This window comes from Streptococcus mitis, from assembly GCF_001281025.1.
Taxonomy (GTDB): domain Bacteria; phylum Bacillota; class Bacilli; order Lactobacillales; family Streptococcaceae; genus Streptococcus; species Streptococcus mitis_AK.
Genome location: NZ_CP012646.1, coordinates 293,212 through 309,550, shown reverse-complemented (window position 1 = coordinate 309,550; position 16,339 = coordinate 293,212). Strand labels below are relative to the sequence as shown.

Annotated in this window: 17 protein-coding genes; 16 read left to right on the top strand and 1 reads right to left on the bottom strand. The window is 40.5% G+C overall.

All coding sequences use genetic code 11. The features are described 5' to 3' along the window. Positions 1–8 precede the first annotated feature (8 nt). The 4 genes from RN80_RS01660 (at position 9) to purB (ending at position 3,322) form a co-directional block, all read left to right on the top strand. Positions 9–236, top strand: coding sequence for a hypothetical protein (locus tag RN80_RS01660; protein ID WP_060627281.1), 228 nt, complete (start codon positions 9–11; stop codon positions 234–236). Positions 237–345: 109 nt separating this feature from the next. Beyond that, positions 346–936 carry a hypothetical protein gene (locus tag RN80_RS01655; protein ID WP_155455661.1) on the top strand — a complete coding sequence of 197 codons (591 nt, stop codon included), beginning with the start codon at positions 346–348 and terminating at the stop codon, positions 934–936. Then, complete coding sequence (locus RN80_RS01650) at positions 929–1,996, top strand: DUF262 domain-containing protein (RefSeq protein WP_060627279.1); 1,068 nt, start codon at positions 929–931, stop codon at positions 1,994–1,996. The genes RN80_RS01655 and RN80_RS01650 overlap by 8 nt, the downstream gene beginning before the upstream one ends. A 30-nt stretch (positions 1,997–2,026) precedes the next feature. After that, complete coding sequence (purB, locus tag RN80_RS01645) at positions 2,027–3,322, top strand: adenylosuccinate lyase (RefSeq protein ID WP_060627278.1); 1,296 nt, start codon at positions 2,027–2,029, stop codon at positions 3,320–3,322. A gap of 212 nt (positions 3,323–3,534) precedes the next feature. On the opposite strand, the gene RN80_RS01640 is transcribed toward purB, so the two are convergent. After that, positions 3,535–4,251: a GntR family transcriptional regulator gene (locus RN80_RS01640; RefSeq protein ID WP_045610828.1), complete on the bottom strand. Its 717-nt coding sequence runs from the start codon at positions 4,249–4,251 to the stop codon at positions 3,535–3,537. Between the two features lie 319 nt (positions 4,252–4,570). Here RN80_RS01640 and RN80_RS01635 point away from each other — a divergent pair, with 319 nt between their 5' ends. The 12 genes from RN80_RS01635 (at position 4,571) to RN80_RS01585 (ending at position 16,193) form a co-directional block, all read left to right on the top strand. Continuing rightward, positions 4,571–6,358: a glycoside hydrolase family 35 protein gene (locus RN80_RS01635; protein WP_060627277.1), complete on the top strand. Its 1,788-nt coding sequence runs from the start codon at positions 4,571–4,573 to the stop codon at positions 6,356–6,358. Then, positions 6,355–6,831, top strand: a complete 477-nt coding sequence (locus RN80_RS01630; RefSeq protein WP_000156972.1) for a PTS sugar transporter subunit IIB — start codon at positions 6,355–6,357, stop codon at positions 6,829–6,831. Before RN80_RS01635 ends, RN80_RS01630 begins: the two co-directional genes overlap by 4 nt. A 26-nt stretch (positions 6,832–6,857) precedes the next feature. Further along, a complete protein-coding gene (locus tag RN80_RS01625) occupies positions 6,858–7,763 on the top strand; it encodes a PTS mannose/fructose/sorbose/N-acetylgalactosamine transporter subunit IIC (RefSeq protein ID WP_000617009.1) in 906 nt (301 codons plus the stop codon). Next, the gene (locus tag RN80_RS01620) at positions 7,750–8,571 is read left to right on the top strand and encodes a PTS system mannose/fructose/sorbose family transporter subunit IID (RefSeq protein ID WP_060627276.1); all 822 of its coding nucleotides are present in this window, start codon (positions 7,750–7,752) and stop codon (positions 8,569–8,571) included. Before RN80_RS01625 ends, RN80_RS01620 begins: the two co-directional genes overlap by 14 nt. Positions 8,572–8,574: 3 nt before the next feature. Continuing rightward, positions 8,575–8,979, top strand: coding sequence for a PTS sugar transporter subunit IIA (locus RN80_RS01615; protein WP_079164010.1), 405 nt, complete (start codon positions 8,575–8,577; stop codon positions 8,977–8,979). Positions 8,980–9,078: 99 nt separating this feature from the next. After that, positions 9,079–10,245 (top strand): SIS domain-containing protein, encoded by a 1,167-nt coding sequence (locus RN80_RS01610; protein WP_060627275.1) that lies wholly within the window; start codon positions 9,079–9,081, stop codon positions 10,243–10,245. Between the two features lie 221 nt (positions 10,246–10,466). Then, on the top strand, positions 10,467–11,504 hold the full coding sequence (locus RN80_RS01605; protein WP_060627274.1) for an aldose epimerase family protein: 1,038 nt from the start codon (positions 10,467–10,469) through the stop codon (positions 11,502–11,504). Between the two features lie 135 nt (positions 11,505–11,639). Beyond that, positions 11,640–12,836, top strand: coding sequence for a CAP domain-containing protein (locus tag RN80_RS01600; RefSeq protein ID WP_060627273.1), 1,197 nt, complete (start codon positions 11,640–11,642; stop codon positions 12,834–12,836). Positions 12,837–13,217: 381 nt separating this feature from the next. Continuing rightward, positions 13,218–13,403 (top strand): hypothetical protein, encoded by a 186-nt coding sequence (locus RN80_RS09890; RefSeq protein ID WP_125443489.1) that lies wholly within the window; start codon positions 13,218–13,220, stop codon positions 13,401–13,403. Positions 13,404–13,454: 51 nt separating this feature from the next. Next, positions 13,455–14,468, top strand: coding sequence for a glycosyltransferase (locus RN80_RS01595; RefSeq protein WP_253275438.1), 1,014 nt, complete (start codon positions 13,455–13,457; stop codon positions 14,466–14,468). 145 nt (positions 14,469–14,613) lie between these two features. Then, positions 14,614–15,318 carry an acylneuraminate cytidylyltransferase family protein gene (locus RN80_RS01590; RefSeq protein WP_060627272.1) on the top strand — a complete coding sequence of 235 codons (705 nt, stop codon included), beginning with the start codon at positions 14,614–14,616 and terminating at the stop codon, positions 15,316–15,318. Further along, a complete protein-coding gene (locus RN80_RS01585) occupies positions 15,315–16,193 on the top strand; it encodes a glycosyltransferase family 52 (RefSeq protein WP_060627271.1) in 879 nt (292 codons plus the stop codon). The genes RN80_RS01590 and RN80_RS01585 overlap by 4 nt, the downstream gene beginning before the upstream one ends. The last annotated feature ends 146 nt before the right edge of the window (positions 16,194–16,339 follow it).

Here is a 16,339-nt window from a genome sequence, read left to right as displayed (position 1 = left end):
ACAAGTCTATGATACAAATTATTGTTAATGCATTTATTGAAAAGGATAAGACTGGGGCAGTTGTCGAAGTCTTGTTTGCTAGTGCTGACCAGTATAACGTACAAGCTAAATATGAAGAACTAGCTACACAATACCCTGAAAACTATTTAGCTATCTATGATCTACCGATGGATACGGATTTGAATACACTAGATCATTACCCATCTGTGTTTATTGGAAAAGAGGATTTTGAATAGCATGTATGAAAAGCATGGTGGTTTTCAGTTTCGATTTATAATTGATAGTGTATTGAAATATAGGAATGAGAATATTAACAGATTTGATAGTTGGAGAAGGTAATATATCGTGGAAGTACGGAATGAATTAATGAGTGTAGAAAGTGATATTTTTGTCTCTAGGTATATTATGGACGCAGTTCCGTTTATATTTAACGATTCATTTATGGAATTTATTGAGTGGAAGCATAGAATTGCTAAGGCTTTAAAAATTGATCCAAGAGATATAATAATAACAGGATCGGCTTGTCTGGGAGTGAGTTTAAATCCTCAAAAAAATTTTAAAAAATTTGATGCAACTTCAGATATCGATATTGGGATTATCTCTCCTCATTACTTTGGTATTGCATGGCATGAAATTAGAAATTTAGATTTGACAAACTTAGATACAAGGAGCAGGACGAAAATTAATGATCATAAAAATCGACTTATTTTCTATGGAACAATTGCGATGGATCAAATTTGGGAAAAAATTTCATTTGGTATTCAGTGGAATAATGCTTTAACAGAAATAAAATTAAAGTATGATGACGGCGATGAAGATATTGGTAACAGAGAATGGCATTACAGAATCTATATGGATCACAAGGCGTTTCGAGATTATCAGATAAATAGTATAAAAACAGCTAAAGAAAAAATGTTGGAGAGTAATAATGGTTGAATATTTAAATTTCACAAGTCAAAATATAGGGTGGTTCAATCAGAGAAGAATCGATAATACTCTGATAGTTAGGCCAAAATTTCAAAGAAATGTAGTATGGACAGATAAACAGAGAAGTTTCTTGATTGATTCTATTTTAAATGGATATCCAATTCCAGAGTTGTATATACAAGAAGTGACTAACGCAGAAGGATTTTCGGAATATATTGTGGTTGATGGTCAGCAGAGAATAACTTCCTTTCTAAAATTTATTGATGGTGAGTTTCCAATTGATGAATCAGAGACTGTTCCAAAATGGGCTGGGCTATATTTCTCAGATTTATCTGAGGATGATAAGAAAAAGTTTTATGGATATAAATTTATTGTGCGAGAGCTTCCAGAAATGTCAGAATCAGACCTCAGAAGCATTTTTACTAGAATTAATAAGAATAATGTTACCTTAAATGCACAGGAGTTAAGACAAGCATTGTATACAGGTGATTTCATTACAACAATCAATAAAATTGCTGATAAATCTTATTGGGGGAAAATGGGAATATTTACCTCAACTAAAGTTCGAAGAATGCTAGATGCTGAATATATTAGCGAGTTAGCGATTGCTATGTTAAATGGCTATCAAAATAAAAAAGATAATCTGGATAGGTATTATGAAGCTTATGAAAGAAGTTTTGACCAGAGCGAAATATTAGAAGAGAACTTTGACTTAATATCAAAAGAGATAACTTCAATTTTTCCTTCTTTAAGTGGCTTGAGGTGGAAAAATGTTACGGATTTCTATACTTTATTTCTAACATTTTATGAGTTAAGGGATTCTATACCATTTTCGTCAGATAATAGAGAGAAAATAAGAGAACAATTAGAAAAATTTGCTAACGCTGTAACTAAAATATTAAGTTTTGAGGACTTAGAAGTTACAGAAGATGAGGGACTTTCAGAGGATGCTAATTTATATTTGTACAAAAAATATGCTACTGGTGTTCGAGCATCAACTGATATCAGAAGTAGAAAAAATAGACAAGAAGCATTAACTGAGTATTTGAAACAGAATTTAGATATTTAGAATTAATCTTCTAAATTAAGGAGAAACAACATGATCGACCGTTACTCTCGCCCTGAGATGGCGAACATTTGGACTGAAGAAAATAAATACCGTGCTTGGCTCGAGGTGGAAATCTTGGCTGACGAGGCATGGGCTGAGTTGGGGGAAATCCCTAAGGAAGATGTGGCTTTGATTCGCGAGAAGGCGGACTTTGACATCGACCGTATTTTGGAGATTGAGCAAGAGACTCGCCACGATGTGGTGGCCTTCACACGTGCGGTTTCTGAGACTCTTGGCGAAGAGCGCAAGTGGGTCCACTATGGCTTGACTTCTACCGACGTGGTGGATACAGCCTACGGTTACCTCTACAAGCAGGCCAACGATATCATCCGTCGTGACCTTGAAAACTTCACCAACATCATTGCTGATAAGGCTAAGGAGCACAAGTTCACCATCATGATGGGTCGTACCCACGGGGTGCACGCTGAGCCTACAACTTTTGGTCTTAAATTGGCGACTTGGTACAGCGAAATGAAGCGCAACATCGAACGTTTCGAGCATGCGGCTGCTGGAGTGGAAGCTGGTAAGATTTCTGGTGCGGTTGGAAACTTCGCCAACATCCCACCATTCGTAGAGCAATATGTCTGCGACAAATTGGGTATCCGTGCTCAAGAAATCTCTACACAGGTGCTTCCTCGTGACCTTCACGCTGAGTACTTTGCAGTTCTTGCTAGTATCGCGACTTCTATCGAGCGTATGGCGACTGAAATCCGTGGTCTGCAAAAATCAGAACAACGAGAAGTAGAAGAATTCTTTGCCAAAGGGCAAAAAGGGTCTTCAGCAATGCCTCACAAACGTAACCCTATCGGTTCTGAGAACATGACAGGTTTGGCGCGTGTTATCCGTGGTCACATGGTTACAGCTTATGAGAATGTTGCTCTCTGGCATGAACGTGATATCTCTCACTCATCAGCAGAGCGTATCATCACGCCAGATACGACTATTTTGATTGACTACATGCTCAACCGTTTTGGAAATATCGTCAAGAACTTGACGGTCTTCCCAGAAAATATGATCCGCAACATGAACTCAACTTTCGGTTTGATTTTCAGTCAACGTGCCATGTTGACCTTGATTGAGAAAGGTATGACCCGTGAGCAAGCCTATGACCTGGTGCAACCAAAAACAGCCTACTCTTGGGACAACCAAGTAGACTTTAAACCACTTCTTGAGGCAGATCCAGAGGTGACATCACGCCTCACACAAGAAGAAATCGATGAGATCTTTAACCCAGTTTATTACACTAAACGAGTGGATGATATCTTTGAACGTCTTGGTTTAGGATAATTAAAATAAAATCGAAGTTCTATTACTCTATTTACTGGAGTAGAAGAACTTCGATTTTTATTTTGTCTTCAAGTACTTTTGATAAAAATTACCTATATTTTAGTAAAATTTAAACAAATTTAGTCTATCTTAATTGACATATAGAAAATACATTTTTAATGTCATATAATAAGCATAGAAAAAGCCCAAGCGATTAGGCTTAGACTTTCTTCTTAGTGATCACGGTCACATGAAATGAATTTGATTTTGTAGTAATCTGCGCGTTTATATGTTTCGCTGTATGCGAGAACTTGACCAGTAGACTCTAGTTTAGTAGTCTTGGTTTGTAAAACGGTTGGGAATTGTTCATCGACTCCGAGGACCGAAGCCACATGTTCTGGAGTTGGAAATGCTATTTCATTGATTTCTTCAAAATGTTCATCATTCATGTGAATGTGGTAATCCAATTTGAAACGGTTATAGATAGAGCTATAATATTCAAGATTTGGATAATTTGCGTTGACGTATTGTTCTGGGATGTAAGATGTATGGTAGATGTACACAACACCACCTGTTTCGCGTACGCGTTCAATCTTGTAGTAGAACTGATCTCCGCGTAGTCCAAGTTTTTCTAAGTAGCTTAGTTTGTTTCCACGCTCAATAGAAAGGACGGTAACTTTATCATCTTTAGTTTCAAAAACTTCTACATCTGAAAACTCTACGAGTTTGTGTTTACGTGCGCGTGAAACGAATGTACCCTTTCCTTGTTGACGGACAATATAGCCATCCTTGGCAAGGTCGTTTAAGGCGCGTACAACTGTGATAGAACTCACATCATACATTGCAATCAATTCAGCTTCAGTGTAGAATTTATCTCCACTGGCAAATTGACCAGAAATGATTTTGTTCTTTAACTCATCTTTAATATATTGATACTTTGGAATTGCCATATTTTCACCTCGATTTTCCTTCTCCGTTAAAGATTTTACCATAAAACTGGAAAGAATAGTAGCCTTTTGAATAAAAAAATTAGAATAATAGGCTATAAGGTTAATTTACATAGGAATAAATAGAAAAATCTACATTTTTATACATGGTACTAAAATGTTGTTATGCCTATAGATTACAAGATTTTTATAAGTTTTTTGTGTAAAATTTAGTGAAAAATGAAAAAAATTGTGAAAACCTATTGACAAATGTAAGATATTGAGTTATATTTACTATATCAACAAATGAAAGCGTAAACTTTAGTTGTCAGAAGGTAAGAATATGACACGATTTGAGATACGAGATGATTTTTATCTCGATGGAAAATCATTTAAGATTTTATCTGGCGCCATTCATTATTTTAGGGTTCCTCCAGAAGATTGGTATCATTCGCTCTATAACTTGAAGGCTCTTGGTTTTAATACAGTAGAGACTTATGTGGCTTGGAATTTACATGAGCCTCGTGAGGGTGAGTTTCACTTTGAAGGAGCTCTGGATTTGGAGCGATTTCTCCAAACAGCACAAGATTTGGGTCTCTACGCTATCGTTCGTCCCTCTCCCTTCATCTGTGCGGAGTGGGAATTCGGTGGCTTACCAGCTTGGCTTTTAACCAAAGATATGAGGCTTCGTTCCTCAGATCCTGCTTATATTGAAGCTGTCGGTCGCTACTATGACCAGCTCTTGTCACGATTGGTTCCACATTTGTTGGACAATGGTGGCAATATCCTCATGATGCAGGTTGAAAATGAGTATGGTTCTTATGGAGAAGATAAGGCTTATCTGAGAGCCATTCGACAGCTGATGGAAGAGCGTGGCGTAACCTGTCCTCTCTTTACATCAGATGGTCCATGGAGAGCTACTCTGAAAGCTGGAACCTTAATCGAAGATGACCTCTTTGTAACAGGAAACTTTGGTTCTAAAGCTCCGTACAACTTTTCACAGATGCAGGAATTCTTTGATGAACATGGCAAGAAATGGCCGCTCATGTGTATGGAGTTCTGGGATGGCTGGTTCAATCGTTGGAAAGAGCCGATTATCACACGGGATCCGAAAGAGTTGGCAGATGCAGTTCGAGAGGTTTTGGAACAAGGCTCTATCAATCTCTACATGTTCCATGGTGGTACAAACTTTGGTTTCATGAATGGTTGCTCAGCTCGAGGGACTTTGGACCTGCCACAAGTTACATCTTATGATTACGATGCCCTTCTGGATGAAGAAGGAAATCCAACTGCCAAATATTTGGCAGTCAAGAAGATGATGGCAACACATTTCCCAGAGTATCCCCAGTTGGAACCACTCTACAAAGAGAGTATGGAGTTGGATGCTATTCCACTAGTTGAAAAAGTTTCCTTGTTTGAAACCTTGGATAGCTTGTCAAGTCCTGTAGAAAGCCTCTATCCTAAAAAGATGGAGGAGTTGGGACAAAGTTATGGCTACCTACTCTATCGAACAGAAACAAACTGGGATGCAGAAGAAGAAAGACTTCGTATCATTGACGGTCGAGATAGAGCTCAGCTTTATGTCGATGGTCAGTGGGTCGAAACCCAATATCAGACAGAGATTGGGGAAGATATTTTTTATCAAGGCGAAAAGAAAGCGCTATCTAGATTGGATATCTTGGTAGAAAATATGGGGCGTGTCAACTATGGACATAAGTTCTTAGCAGATACGCAACGTAAGGGAATTCGGACAGGGGTTTGTAAGGATTTGCACTTCTTACTAAACTGGAAACACTATCCACTCCCACTAGATAATCCTGAGAAAATTGATTTTTCAAAAGGATGGACTCAAGGACAACCAGGCTTTTACGCTTATGACTTTATGGTCGAAGAGCCAAAAGATACTTACCTAGACTTGTCTGAGTTTGGTAAGGGAGTTGCCTTTGTCAATGGGCAAAACCTAGGACGTTTTTGGAACGTCGGCCCGACCCTCTCACTTTATATCCCTCATAGCTACCTCAAGGAAGGTGCAAACCGCATCATCATCTTTGAAACAGAAGGTGAATATAAAGAAGAGATTCATTTAACTCGAAAACCTACACTAAAACACATAAAGGGGGAAAACTTATGACAATTGTAGGATGCCGTATCGATGGACGTTTGATCCACGGACAAGTAGCCAATCTTTGGGCTGGAAAACTAAATGTTTCACGTATTATGGTTGTAGATGACGAAGTTGTCAACAACGACGTTGAAAAGAGTGGTTTGAAACTCGCGACACCACCAGGTGTGAAATTGAGTATTTTGCCAATTGAAAAAGCGGCAGCCAATATTCTTGCTGGTAAATATGATAGCCAACGTCTCTTTATCGTGGCTCGTAAACCAGACCGCTTCCTTGGTTTGGTAGAAGCAGGTGTACCACTTGAAACCCTTAATGTTGGGAATATGTCTCAAACACCAGAAACTCGCCCCATCACACGTTCTATCAACGTAGTGGACAAGGATGTGGAAGATTTCCATAAACTGGCAGAAAAAGGTGTTAAACTTACTGCTCAAATGGTTCCAAATGATCCAATTTCAGACTTTTTGAGCTTATTAAAATAGGAAAAAATTTTTAGGAGGTCATTGTTATGATACAATGGTGGCAAATTTTACTTCTCACTTTGTACTCAGCTTATCAAATCTGTGATGAGTTGACGATCGTTTCATCTGCAGGTTCCCCTGTATTTGCTGGTTTCATTACTGGTTTAATTATGGGAGATGTGACTACTGGTCTGCTTATCGGTGGTAACTTGCAACTGTTCGTTCTTGGGGTTGGTACCTTCGGTGGTGCTTCTCGTATCGACGCAACTTCTGGTGCGGTTCTTGCGACAGCCTTCTCTGTTTCACAAGGAATTGATGCATCACTGGCGATTACAACAATCGCTGTGCCAGTAGCAGCTCTCTTGACTTACTTCGACGTTCTTGGACGTATGACAACTACTTTCTTCGCTCACCGTGTGGATGCTGCAATCGAACGCTTTGACTATAAAGGTATTGAACGCAACTACTTGCTTGGTGCGATTCCTTGGGCTCTATCTCGTGCCCTTCCAGTCTTCTTTGCCCTTGCTTTTGGTGGTGCCTTCGTACAATCAGTGGTAGACTTCGTTGAAGCCTACAAATGGGTTGCAGATGGCTTGACACTTGCAGGACGTATGCTTCCAGGTCTTGGATTTGCAATCTTGCTTCGTTACCTTCCAGTTAAACGTAACCTTCACTACCTTGCTATGGGATTTGGTTTGACAGCTATGTTGACTGTTCTTTACTCATATGTAACAGGTCTTGGTGGCGCTGTTGCAGGTATTATCGGTACTCTACCTAAAGATGTTGCTGAAAAAATTGGTTTCGTGAACAACTTCAAAGGATTGTCTATGATTGGTATCTCTATCGTAGGTATCTTCTTAGCAGTGCTTCACTTCAAAAATAGCCAAAAAGTAGCTGTAGCAGCACCTTCTACACCATCAGAAAGTGGGGAAATCGAAGATGACGAATTCTAATTACAAACTTACAAAAGAAGATTTTAATCAAATCAACAAACGTAGCTTGTTTACTTTCCAATTGGGTTGGAACTATGAACGTATGCAAGCTTCTGGTTACCTTTACATGATCCTGCCTCAGTTGCGTAAAATGTATGGGGATGGCACTCCTGAATTGAAAGAAATGATGAAAGTTCATACTCAATTCTTCAATACTTCACCATTCTTCCACACTATTATCGCTGGTTTTGACCTTGCCATGGAAGAAAAAGATGGTGTGGGTGCAAAAGACGCCGTTAACGGTATCAAGACAGGTTTGATGGGACCATTCGCTCCTCTTGGAGATACAATCTTTGGTTCACTTGTACCTGCTATCATGGGGTCAGTCGCAGCAACTATGGCTATCGCTGGCCAACCTTGGGGTATCTTCCTTTGGATTGCAGTTGCAGTAGCTTATGACATCTTCCGTTGGAAACAATTGGAATTTGCTTACAAAGAAGGGGTTAACCTTATCAACAACATGCAAAGTACTTTGACAGCTTTGATTGACGCTGCATCTGTACTTGGTGTCTTCATGATGGGTGCTCTTGTAGCAACAATGATCAACTTTGAAGTTTCTTATAAATTGCCAATTGGTGAAAAAATGATTGACTTCCAAGATATCTTGAACTCAATCTTCCCACGCTTGCTTCCAGCAATCTTTACTGCCTTTATCTTCTGGTTGCTTGGTAAGAAAGGTATGACTTCTACTAAAGCTATCGGTATCATTATCGCTCTTGCAGTAGGTCTTTCATTCATCGGTAAATTCTTGCTTGGAATGGGCGCATAATCTATGGCTAAATCATTAATTTTGGTGAGCCATGGTCGCTTCTGTGAAGAACTTAAAGGTAGCACAGAAATGATTATGGGTCCACAAGACAATATTTATACAGTAGCTCTTCTTCCAGAAGATGGCCCAGAAGACTTTACTGCTAAATTTGAAGCTGCTATTGAAGGATTGGATGATTTCCTAGTCTTTGCGGACCTTCTCGGTGGTACACCATGTAACGTGGTAAGCCGTTTGATCATGGAAGGTCGCGACATTGAACTCTACGCAGGGATGAATCTTCCAATGGTGATTGAATTTATCAATGCGAGCCTTACAGGCGCAGATGCGGACTACAAGAGCCGTGCTGCAGAAAGCATTGTGAAAGTCAACGACTTATTAGCTGGCTTTGATGATGACGAAGATGAATAAGATGTGACAACGTGAAAATCGTTAGAGCATTTTATATAGAATATACATGGGAATGGGGCTTACTCCCATTCCCATATTTAATAGAAAAAGAGGGAATCAATGCTACATTATACAAAAGAAGACTTGCTCGAATTGGGTGCAGAAATCACTACGCGTGAAATCTACCAACAACCTGATGTATGGAAAGAAGCTTTTGAATCTTATCAAGCACAACGTGAAAAAATTGCAGCTTTCCTGCAAGGGATTGCTGATAAACATGATTATATCAAGGTTATCTTGACAGGTGCTGGGACTTCTGCTTATGTGGGAGATACCTTGGTACCTTACTTTAAGGAAGTCTATGACGAACGCAAATGGAATTTCAATGCTATTGCAACAACAGATATCGTTGCCAATCCAGAAACTTATTTGAAAAAAGATGTGGCGACTGTCCTTGTATCTTTTGCTCGTAGTGGAAATTCGCCTGAAAGTGTGGCGACTGTTGATTTGGCCAAAGCCTTGGTGGATGAGCTTTACCAAGTGACGATTACTTGTGCAGCGGACGGTAAATTGGCTCTTCAAGCCCACGGCGATGACCGTAATCTCTTGCTCTTGCAACCAGCTGCTTCTAATGACGCTGGATTTGCCATGACTTCTAGCTTTACCTCTATGATGCTAACAGCTCTCTTGGTCTTTGATCCTACAGAATTTGCTGTGAAAGCTGAACGTTTTGAAGTTGTATCTAGTCTTGCCCGTAAAGTTCTAGACAAGGCAGAAGATGTCAAAGAGCTTGTTGACCTAGACTTTAACCGTGTCATCTACCTTGGTGCTGGTCCTTTCTTCGGACTTGCTCATGAAGCTCAGCTCAAGATTTTGGAATTAACAGCTGGTCAGGTTGCGACCATGTATGAAAGCCCAGTTGGCTTCCGTCACGGTCCAAAATCTCTTATCAACGAAGATACAGTTGTTTTGGTCTTTGGTACAACGACAGACTACACTCGTAAGTACGACTTGGACTTGGTTCGTGAAGTTGCTGGTGACCAGATTGCTCGTCGTATCGTGCTTTTGAGTGATCAAGCCTTTGGTCTTGAAAATGTCAAAGAAGTGGCCCTTGGTTGTGGCGGTGTCTTGAATGATATTTACCGTGTCTTCCCTTACATCGTTTATGCCCAACTCTTTGCCCTATTGACTTCGCTTAAAGTGGAAAACAAACCAGATACACCGTCTCCTACAGGTACAGTAAACCGTGTGGTACAAGGTGTTATCATCCACGAATATCAAAAGTAATACTCTTCGAAAATCAAATTCAAACCACGTCAGCTTCGCCTTGCCGTACTCAAGTACAGCCTGCGGCTAGCTTCCTAGTTTGCTCTTTGATTTTCATTGAGTATAAGACAGTGTTTATGAATTCTTGACAAGAGGATTTGTAAATCATCAGATAAACCATAGATTGTCAAGGCGCTTTCTATGGTTTGTTTGCTTGAGAGAAATAGTAAAAGGAGAACAGAATGAAAGCATACACAGAGCGTGTGTTTGGAAATGTTGAGGGACAAGATGCTTTGGCCTATCGATTTGAGACGAACGGTGGCTACCAACTTGAGGTCATGACTTATGGTGCGACCATCTTGCGCTACGTCACACCTGATAAGGCTGGAAATTTTGCAAATATTATCTTGGGATTTGATGATTTTGAAAGCTATGTGGGAAATAGTCCCAAGCATGGAGCTAGCGTAGGCCCTGTTGCAGGTCGTATTGCTGGTGCGACATTTGAGCTTAATGGCAAGACCTATGACCTTGAAGTCAACAATGCTAGCAACTGTAACCACAGTGGTTCAACAGGTTGGGATTCGAGCTTGTTTGAACTAGTTGAGGTGAGCGATCATGGCTTGACCCTCTACACAGAGCGTACAGATGAGACAGGAGGATTTCCTGGAAATCTCAAGATTTGGATCAGTTACCACTTAGAAGAAACTGGTGCCTATGAAATCAGCTACAAGGTAACGACCGATCAGGATACGCTGGTCAATCCAACTAATCACAGCTACTTCAACTTGTCTGGTGATTTCACGCAGACGATTGACCGTCATGTCTTCCAACTAAACACAGAGGGCATTTATCCAATCGCTCCCGACGGTGTTCCTGTCAAAACTCCAGATGCTACTCGTGATGTGGTTAAACACATCTACAATGGAGCTTTGTTGAAGGATATCTTTGCAGAAGAAGATGAGCAAATCCAGCTGGTGTCTGGTTTGGACCACCCATTTGCCCTTCCTGCAGGTCATGACAATGCTGGTTTTCTTTATGACCAAAACTCAGGTCGCTTCCTGCTCTTCAAGACAGAGGCTCCTTGCTTTGTAGTCTACACAGCAAACTTTGTGGATGAAAGTGTCATCATAGGAGGTCGGCCAATGGTACAGCACAATGGGATTGCCCTTGAAGCGCAAGCTTTACCAGATGCCATTCACAGTGACCTCAAAGACCAAGTCATTCTCAAAGCCGGTCAAACCTTTACAAGCAAGACACGTTATGAGCTTGTTGTGAAATAAAAGGATAGGAATTTCTACTTTTTGGGGAATAGTATTTACCTTATAACATTAGTAGAAATGGGTAAAGAATAGGAAAATATGATATAATTTAATATTGAAAATACCTGTCCTATCTAAAGGATAAAAGGAGAAAAAATGAAGAAAATTGTATTTGCTAGCGCCTTGGCTTTGACTTTAGCTGGAGCAGTTTTGACAAATGATGTTTTTGCCAACGACAGACTTGTGGCAACACAATCTGCAGATGGTAGAAATGAAAATGTCTTGAGCTCAGAAGTGCTAAATCCTTCTAGTGGCAATGTTTTGGTTGGGATTAAGGGAGAATTTTTAACCCCAAATAAACAAACTATTTTGTATGCGATTAATAAGATTCGTAAGGAAGCAGCTGATGAAGGTTTGGTAGATAAGTATGTCCCTATCAAATGGTCTACTGATCTTGAGAAAACTGCTTTTGTACGAGCTACTGAGGTGTCAGTAACTCTGAAACCTGAGCGTCTTTCTACGAAAGAAATCTGGACTGCTTTTCCATCTAGTAATAGTATAAGAGGAGAAGCTTTAGATGTGAACTATGAAGGTTTTCTAAAAGCAATTGAAAACTGGCATGCTGAGAAGGCGAATTATGTAGCGAAAAAGAAGGGTGAAACATCTAAAGAATTTACAGGTTATTATGAGGCTTTGATCAATTCTAAATTTACCTATGTGGGGCTCGCTGCTTTTAAAAATGCAGCTAGTTCTCAGAAAGTAGCAACGATTTCTCTAGCTTTAGGTGATGATGCTTCTTCAGAGGAATTGGCTGGTGGATATGGTCCTGCTATTCAGTATACAGAAGTGACCTCCTCAAACCTTTCAACAGTTAAAAGTAAAGCAGTCGTTGTAGAAAAAGCGCTGAAAGAATTTAGAACTTCTAGTTCAGACCAATCTGGTTGGGTGCAATCTAATGGAAAATGGTATTTCTATGAGTCTGGTGATCTGAAGACAGGCTGGGTGAAAACGGATGGTAAATGGTACTACTTGGATGACCTAGGTGTCATGCAAACTGGATTTGTAAAAGTAGATGGTAGCTGGTATTACTTGAGTAGCTCAGGTGCTATGTTTACAGGCTGGGGTACAGACGGAAATAGATGGTTCTACTTTGATGGCTCAGGAGCTATGAAGACAGGCTGGTACAAGGAAAATGGCACTTGGTATTACCTTGACGAAGCAGGTATCATGAAGACAGGTTGGTTTAAAGTCGGACCGCACTGGTACTATGCCTACGATTCTGGAGCTTTGGCTGTGAGCACAACAACACCAGATGGTTACCGTGTAAATGGTAATGGTGAATGGGTAAACTAGGCAACTAATGAACAAATAGTCTGTTTCAATAGCTTTTTACAACAAAGTTGCAAAATGATATAACCTTAAAATGGGGAAGGCTAGTTTACCTTCTCCATTTTCTTGAAAGTTGTAAACAAAAAATCTACAATGCCTACCTACGTAGCACAGATGATTTCAGAGAATCGATTTATAAACAATAAGAAAACTCCCCCAAGCTATCCTGTCTAAGGCAGTCTATCTTGCAGATGGTCGGTCTTTGTGATAGAATAGCATAAAGTCCTTTTGAGGGGGAACTTGCTAGGAAATCCCCGAGCATTGTAACGGATGAACCACCCTCGCCTTTTTGTGAGGGTGGTTTTTCCTTTGTAAGCAGAAAATAAGAGAGAAAGAGTCTACATCATGTCGAGAATTGTCACCATTCATCCAGTCAAGGAAATCCATCGCTATGGTTTTGAGAGTACCCAAGTCTATCGATCGCGTATCGCACGACATCTAGGCTTAGACTACGTCCACCTCATGTCAAGTCCCCAGCTACGACCTGATTGGAAGAAAGATTTAATCAAGTTAGGATTTTTAGAAAAATAACTGATTTGCGTCCCTCATAGTTTTTCAGATATAGGCCATGCAGATTTATCAGTGAAACCAGAAAGTTTAACGCTAGCAGATGGAGATCAGGTTGAACTCAATGAAGACGGTTTTGTGGCCTCAGTTACCCTAGGAGATGGCTCGGGCAGATATTACTATACCAAGGGGCCCTTCTTGTTTGAAGATTTCAAGGAAAAGGAACTTCGTTGGTATCATGAAAATGGAGAATTGGCTCTGGAAGGACGCTTTATCGATCCCTTCAAAGACCCCTCTCCTGTAACCATCTTTTATCCAGAGTATATCTACCGCATAGGAGGAGAAATCCGTTCTGAAGAGGACTTGTTGGTTAAATTCCTAGCCAGATGGGCAAAACAAACTGACCTCTTCATCCGTGACCAACAAATCGTTCCCAAACCCAGCCTCTGGCGTTACATGGAAAACACGGACAAAAATTACTATGAAGTCGTCCATGAAAATGTCATGCGAGACTTACGCCTCGCCAATCTGCGCAAGGCAAACAAATATCTAGTCGCCAGTGAAGTGTTGACTGATACCTTGGCGAAACAAGGGTATGACACCAAGTTTTTACCACCAATGTTTATAGAAAAATTAGGTCAGCTAAGAAAAATCGGACCTGTTTTGGACTATTGCCTAGTGGGTCATATGGGAGAAGGCAAGAACGTTGAACTTGTCATTGAAGCCTTTATCGAACTCTACAAACGTGGCTCCAAGGCCCAGATTACCTTTTATGGTGGCTCAGAGGAACGTCTAGCAGAATTACAGAATCAATATGATCTTCCGCCAACCATTCACTTTAAAGGTATTGTCGATGAGGTGCCTTATCATCTGCACCAATGCTATCTGTCTGCAAGTTATACAGAGTTATTTGCTAATGCCTGTGTTGAAGCCTTGAGTCAAGGTTTGTTAGCCTTATTATCGGATGTGGATATCGCTCATGATTTCTATGCTAGCCAGTGCAATGCCATCAATTTGTTTAAAACCAAATCAGAGTTGATTCAAAAGATAGAAGAGATGGAACAGCCTGATTTTTATCTATTTAAATGAAAAAAATCCAGCCTCTCGCTATTCTCTGGAAAAAGTAGCTCAAATATACCGCGAACTATTAGATAGGAACTTCTAGGATGTTGTAAGTTGATCAATCTAGCTTTTCTTACTAGTCCAATACAATAGAAAATTAAAGGAATACTATATGAAAGCAAAATCTAAACCCACAGCCGTCATTTTGATTCGTTCGGGTTCACGCGGCTTAGTGGATAAAAATATCAAACCGCTTGCAGGCAAACCCTTGGTTTTCTATACCATAGAAGTCGCTCTAGCCTCCAAGCTATTTAGTGAAATCTGGGTTTCCTCAGACTCTCTAGCCTATCTAGAACTCTGTCGTCAAGCTTATCCAGAGATTTGTTGTGTCCATAGACCAAAAGAATTAGCCCTGGCAACAACCTCTAGCTTAGAAACCTTACGCGACTTTTTACAGCCCTTTGAGGAAGATCAGGTCTTTGTGAATCTACAGGTGACCTCACCCTTGAGAGAGGTGGAGCACCTCGTTGAGTCCTATCAACTCTACTGTCAGTCTGGGGCCGACCATCTGATTTCCTGTGTTAAAGCGGACAAGAGTCGTAGTCTTTACTTGCAGTTGGCGGAGTCGTCATTTATCCGTCCGCCTCAAGTTTCCAAGCACTATGCTCGGCAGAAAGAGCCTGTCTATTATTATCCCAACGGGAGTATCTGGATTTCTCGCAAGGACCTTTACCTACGAGATGAGACCTTTTACACAGATAAGACAGTAGCCTATGAAATGCCCAAACTCTATTCTTATGATATCGACGATGCCTTGGACTTTGAAGTCGTTGAGACCTTGCTACACCATCACCACCTAGGAGAATCAAAGAGATGAAACACCTCATCATTGCCACAACGCCCTTGCAGGCCAAGATTGCACAGCATATCAAAGGACTCTATCCTGATCAGGACTTTGTTAGCCTTTATGTCAGTCCTGTAAAAAATGCTCGTCAGGAGCATTATGCAAAGGATTTTGACCATGTTCATTATCCTCAGACGACAGAGGACTTGGCTCAGATTTGTCAGGAGCTGGCCGGCGACTATGACACCATCTTTTATGCTAGCTTTGACAATAGCTTGATTCTGGACTTGGTTGCTAGTTCAAACTACCAACACCTCATGAGTTTTGATGATGGCTATGCGGATATTTACCCTTTGGGAATGTATGCTCTCCCTCTTCAACCCAGTCAGGTGGGGCCTTTGGGTTTGACTAGAGATGACTTGATTGAGCGGACGGAAAAGCACTTTACTCTCTATCGCAGCGACTACCATGTCGTAGCTAGAGAAAAGCTTGTTTATCTGGAGCATTTTTTTGACCTGCCCCAAGCACCCGTTTCAAATGGTAAGACGGTTAAGGTCTTGTTGGGTCAAAAGTTCTCTGAAGAGGATGACCAAATCTCCATCCGCTTTATTAGTACCTATGCCAAGGCCTTAGCCATTGACCTCTATCTGCCTCATCCCAAGGAAACCTTCACTATTCCAAACGTGACTTACTTGGAGACGGAGCTGATCTTTGAAGATGTCCTAGCCCAACTCTTTCAAGAATACGAGTTCGTCCAGGTCTATCATTTTACTTCATCAGTCAGCCTCCACTTACAAGACCTGCCCCATGTGACCATCACAGGTATTTCCCTCCCCTACTATGAGGACCGTCAAAAAGAATTGCGACGCTTAGGTTGTCAGTTTGAAAGGGTTTCACTTGGCTGGTAGCATAAATATATATATTAGGAAATGTAAATCCATGCACTAGCTTGGATTTTTTATTGGGGTATTAAGTAGATGTTAGGTATATTGATAGAATCTAGTAAAAGTATGATTCATATGATATAATTCAGATTAGTAAATCTTTCTGATAA